Source organism: Anabaena sp. FACHB-1391 (assembly GCF_014696755.1).
GTDB classification, from domain to species: domain Bacteria; phylum Cyanobacteriota; class Cyanobacteriia; order Cyanobacteriales; family Nostocaceae; genus Dolichospermum; species Dolichospermum planctonicum.
This window is the reverse complement of the sequence record NZ_JACJQS010000088.1, coordinates 1-1,721: the sequence shown is the minus strand read 5'-3', so window position 1 is coordinate 1,721 and position 1,721 is coordinate 1. Positions and strand designations below refer to the sequence as shown.

1 protein-coding gene and 1 pseudogene are annotated in these 1,721 nt (G+C 38.6%); both read right to left on the bottom strand.

Features of this window, described 5'->3' with window-relative positions:
* Positions 1 to 120 precede the first annotated feature (120 nt).
* Positions 121 to 849 carry a PspA/IM30 family protein gene (locus tag H6F62_RS20305; RefSeq protein WP_190372840.1) on the bottom strand — a complete coding sequence of 243 codons (729 nt, stop codon included), beginning with the start codon at positions 847 to 849 and terminating at the stop codon, positions 121 to 123.
* Between the two features lie 327 nt (positions 850 to 1,176).
* Positions 1,177 to 1,721 (bottom strand): annotated as a pseudogene (locus H6F62_RS20300) (hypothetical protein); the annotation flags it as partial.

Here is a 1,721-nt window from a genome sequence, read left to right as displayed (position 1 = left end):
TCAGGAGTCAGAAGTCAGGAGAAAGAAGACAAGGAAAGGAGTAAAATTAAGTTTGTATCAGCGGTTTTCCTAATTTTCGTACCTGATTCAAGTATATACGGCTATATTAACCCCTCCAACTTATGGTTCGGGTGTTTTGGGTAAATTGGGTAAATTGGGTAAATTATGATCTGGCTGCGGATTTTCTCCTTGATTGAGAATATAATTTTTCATAGCTGCTAGTTCTGTATCAATATGATTATGAGAGTCTAAGGATGCAAATTTTTTTTCCAGATCATTACCACCCAATTGATTAATAACTTCTGATCTTGCTTCTATCTGTAAAATTTTTTCTTCCATTCGTTCTAATGCGCTTAAACCAGATTGATGAGAAACTCCACTCAGCATTTCTTGAAGCCGATAGGAAGCTTCGGCCGAACGTGCGCGAGCGATATACATATCTTTTTTGGTTTTTACCTCAGCCAATTTTAATTCTAGAGTCCGCATATCCTGCTTCAACTTGGTCACTACATCTTTTTGCTGATCAATTTGGCTGATTAAGGTTGTGGCAGTTTCTTGGTAAAATTTACGTTTGGTAAGGGCTTCCCGTGCTAGAGATTCATTACCCTGCTGGAGGGATAATTGAGCGCGACGATACCATTCTTCGCTTTGGGATTCCGCAGCGGCTGCTTGGCGTTCTGTGCGCTTTTGCGTGGCGATCGCTTGAGCTACACTCTGACGTAATTGTACCAAATTATCTTGCATTTCCATGAAAGTTTTTTCCAGAATTTTTTCTGGATCTTCTGAATTGCTAACTAGACTATTAAAATCAGCACGAATTAGCCTCAGAATACGTTTGATAACTTCCATATTGGTTTTCCCTTGACCATTTACGGGACTATAAGACTGGTTTTTTGTGGAAATGCCAGAAATTTCAGGATTATGCTGCACAATGGCGATATAAATTATGTTTTTTGCCAAGACGCGAAGATTGCTATCAGCAAGGCCACACTTTCTATAGTATCTTAATTTTGGGAATTGTTGCTGGTAATTTCTGGGGTTGGTTTGACTTTTGGCGTTAAATCTACTATGTCTTTGGTATCTTGCGAGTTGTCGAAATTCCTGAGTCGCTAAATTAGGATACTTGGGTATAAGTGTGGTTTTTGGTTTAGTAGTAGATTGGGAATTATGGTCTATTCATTCAGTATTTTTCGTGGTACGTGGCGAATTACTGTTAAATAAGTTGCTAAAATCGAAAGGTAAATTTTTGGAGTTTAGGACTAAATAACCCAAGGTCAGGGTTGTCAATAATAGCGACAGCATTGAACCGATACCTAAAGGGGATAACACAAAGTTACGGAAACTGCTGGTTGTGAAAGTTTTGGGGTTTTGTGATTCTTGTCCTATTAACAGTGCTTCACTAGGTTTTAAATTATCTGGTTGTTTGGGAATAGGAGTGGGAAAAGGGGTTTGATGTTGGGTAGATTGAATTGTGGTGTTAACTATACTACTAGATTTTTCCGATTTTGTGGGAGTTGGGTTGTTCTCTTTTTCCGGTTTAACAAGCTCCGGGGAATGATTAACCGTTGATCTTGGAGTATCTTTACAAATGGGTTTTTCTTGAGTTATTGTGGGATTTTTTACATCTGATGATGTGTTTGGAGTAGTAATATTACCAGTGATTTTGGAAATAGCTGATCCTGTAGCTGTACTGGTTGGTTGTTCGAGGGTTTGATGTTGGG

What these genes read in the sequence shown, in the direction of transcription:
- H6F62_RS20305 (WP_190372840.1), bottom strand. Translation starts at nt 849, where the DNA reads ATGGAAGTTATCAAACGTATTCTGAGGCTAATTCGTGCTGATTTTAAT.